Raw genomic sequence first — 3,133 nt, 5'->3', positions numbered from 1 at the left:
CTGCCCGACGGCGCCGCGTCAGAGGGCGATCGGGCCACCCCTGGGGGCGTCGATCGAGATCTCGGCGTACGCCGCGGCGAGCAGCGCCGGGTCCGGGCCCTCGAGGCGCCCGGGCTTGGCCAGCCCGTCGAGCACGACGAAGCGCAGCATGTCGCCGCGCGACTTCTTGTCGCGGCGCATCGCGGACAGGAGCTGCTCCCAGCGGTCGCCGCGGTAGGTCAGCGGCAGGCCGAGGCTGCCGAGGATCGCACGGTGGCGGTCCACGGTCTCGTCGTCGAGGCGACCGGCGAGACGCGCGAGCTCGGCCGCGAAGACCATCCCGACCGACACCGCCGCGCCGTGACGCCACGCGTAGCGCTCGGTGAGCTCGACCGCGTGCCCCAGGGTGTGCCCGTAGTTGAGGATCTCGCGCAGGCCGGCCTCCTTGAGGTCCTCGCCCACGACGCGCGCCTTGACCGCGACGGAACGCTCGATGAGCTCGACGACCACGGCCCACGTCGAGGCGGGCACCTCGGCCCCGCCCCACGCCTTGAGCTCGTCGACGTTCTCCTCGACGAGCTCGAGGATGCGCGGGTCGGCGATGAAGCCGGTCTTGACGATCTCCGCGAGCCCGGCCACGAAGTCGAACTTGGGCAGCGACTCGAGGGCCGCGACGTCGCACAGGACACCCGCGGGCGGGTGGAAGGCGCCCACGAGGTTCTTGCCCTCGGCCGTGTTGATGCCCGTCTTACCGCCCACGGCAGCATCGACCATGGCGAGCAGCGTCGTCGGGACGTGCACGACCTTGATGCCGCGCAGCCACGTCGCGGCGACGAAGCCCGCGAGGTCGGTCGTGGCGCCGCCGCCGACCGAGACGATCGCGTCGCTGCGCGTGAAGTCGGCCTGACCGAGCACCTGCCACAGGAACGCCGCAACCTGCGCGGTCTTGGCCTCCTCGGCGTCCGGGACCTCGGCGATGTACGCCTCGTAGCCGACCGCGAGCAGGTCCTCGCGCACCGTGTCCGCGGACGTCGCGAGCGCGGACGGGTGGATCACGAGGACGCGGCGGACGTCCGGCCCCAGCATCGAGGGCAGCTCGCCGAGCAGGTGACGCCCGATGAGCACGTCGTAGGGCTGGGCACCCTCGACCCGCACGCGGGCCGGGGTCGCCGGTGCGGTGGTGGTCGAGTCGTCGCGGGACGGCCCGTCGGTGCCGGTCGTCTGCTGGTCGTTCACTGCTCGCTCCTCGTCTGGTCGGCCGCGGCGTCCTGGGACGTGCCGCCGAGTGCTGCTTCGATCTCCCCGGCCACCTGGCGGGGGGTGCGCGCGTCCGTCACGACCCGCACCGTGGCGAGCCGCTCGTAGACCGGACGACGCTGCTCCATGAGCGCCTGCCACCTGGCCCGGGGGTTGCCGAGCAGCAGGGGCCGCGCCTGGTTGAACCCGACCCGCGGGCCCGCGTGGGCCAGGGAGACGTCGAGGAAGACCACTGTCCCCCCCGCGGCCGAGTAGGCCTCGAGCGCGACCTGGGAGTGCTCGTCGAGGACGGCGCCGCCGCCCAGGGCGAGGACGCCCTCGTGGACCGCGAGCGCCTGAGTCACGGCCTCGCGCTCCAGGGCGCGGAAGTGCGGCTCGCCGTCCTCGAGGAAGACGTCGGCGACGGTCTTTCCCGCGAGGACCTCCACGTCGGTGTCGGTGTCGCGCGCTGGGAGGCCCAGGCGCTCCGACAGGACGTTCGCGACCGTGGACTTGCCGCTGCCGGGAGGGCCGATGAGGACGACGCGTGGGCCGCTGCTCGTGGTCATCTCAGCGCAGCAGCTCGGGGACGGACGCCAGGTAGCCCTCGACGTTGCGGCGGACCTCGGAGACCGAGTCCCCGCCGAACTTCTCCAGGACGGCCTCGGCGAGGACGAGCGCGACCATCGCCTCGGCGACGACGGCGGCGGGCGGCACGGCGCACACGTCCGAGCGCTGGTGCTGGGCCTTGGCGGGCTCGCCCGTCGCGACGTCGACCGTCGCGAGCGCGCGCGGCACCGTGGAGATGGGCTTCATGGCCGCACGCACGCGCAGCACCTCGCCGTTGGACATGCCGCCCTCGACGCCGCCCGCGCGGTTGCTCAGGCGGTGCAGGTGCCCGTCCTCGCCGCGCACGATCTCGTCGTGGGCCTGCGAGCCGCGGCGGCGCGCGGTGCGGAAGCCGTCGCCGACCTCGACGCCCTTGATGGCCTGGATGCCCATGAGGACGGCCGCGAGGCGTGCGTCGAGCCGCCGGTCGGACTGCACGTAGGTGCCCAGCCCGGACGGGACGCCGTACGCCAGGACCTCGACCACGCCGCCCAGGGTGTCGCCGTCCTTGTGGCACTCGTCGATCTCGGCGACCATCGCCGCGGAGCTCGCGGGGTCGAAGCAGCGCACCGGGTCCGCGTCGAGGCGCGCGACGTCGTCGGGCTGCGGGAGTGCCGCGTCCTCGGGGACGTCGACCGTGCCGATGCCCACGACGTGCGAGACGAGGCGGATCCCGACGGCCTGCTCGAGGAACTTGGCGGCGGCCACCCCGAGCGCGACACGGGTCGCGGTCTCGCGCGCCGACGCGCGCTCCAGGACGGGGCGGGCGTCGTCGAACGCGTACTTGCGCATCCCGACGAGGTCCGCGTGCCCGGGACGCGGGCGCGTCAGGGGGCGGTTGCGGGCGATCTCCCGCACGTCGCCGGTCCCGGCGTCGACCTGCAGCGCCTCGGCGGGCACCGGGTCCGCGCTCATGACGTCGACCCACTTGGGCCACTCGGTGTTGCCGATCTCGATCGCGAGCGGGCCGCCCTGCGTCAGGCCCAGGCGCAGCCCCGCGAGGATGCGAACCTCGTCCTGCTCGAACTTCATGCGCGCACCACGCCCGTACCCGAGGCGGCGGCGCGCGAGCGCGTCCTGCACGTCCTTCGTCACGAGCTCGACCCCTGCGGGCAGCCCTTCCAGGATGCCGACCAGCGCCGGACCGTGCGACTCACCCGATGTCAACCAACGAAGCATGAGCAGAATCCTCCCACGTCACCCGACACGTCCCCGAACCCGACCGCAGTGCGGACCGCCCCGTGGGGCGGACGGGCGCGCGGGGTCTCGGCCGGGCGCACGGGCCGCACCTGGACAGCCTGTGGAGGAC

At 73.9% G+C, this 3,133-nt stretch carries 3 protein-coding genes; all 3 read right to left on the bottom strand.

The genetic code is table 11. The features are described 5' to 3' along the window. Positions 1–18 precede the first annotated feature (18 nt). From aroB to aroC, 3 genes are read right to left on the bottom strand one after another with little or no spacing between them, the layout of a single operon-like run. A complete protein-coding gene (gene aroB, locus ACFRCR_RS17960; protein ID WP_377679475.1) occupies positions 19–1,215 on the bottom strand; it encodes a 3-dehydroquinate synthase in 1,197 nt (398 codons plus the stop codon). Further along, a complete protein-coding gene (locus ACFRCR_RS17955; protein ID WP_377679473.1) occupies positions 1,212–1,784 on the bottom strand; it encodes a shikimate kinase in 573 nt (190 codons plus the stop codon). Before ACFRCR_RS17955 ends, aroB begins: the two co-directional genes overlap by 4 nt. 1 nt (position 1,785) lies before the next feature. Then, a complete protein-coding gene (gene aroC / locus ACFRCR_RS17950) occupies positions 1,786–3,003 on the bottom strand; it encodes a chorismate synthase (RefSeq protein WP_377679471.1) in 1,218 nt (405 codons plus the stop codon). Positions 3,004–3,133 lie beyond the last annotated feature (130 nt).

Source organism: Oerskovia sp. NPDC056781 (genome assembly GCF_042789955.1).
GTDB classification, from domain to species: Bacteria; Actinomycetota; Actinomycetes; order Actinomycetales; family Cellulomonadaceae; genus Oerskovia; species Oerskovia rustica.
The sequence above is the reverse complement of the archived record's forward strand: the minus strand, read 5'-3'. Positions and strand labels throughout refer to the sequence as shown.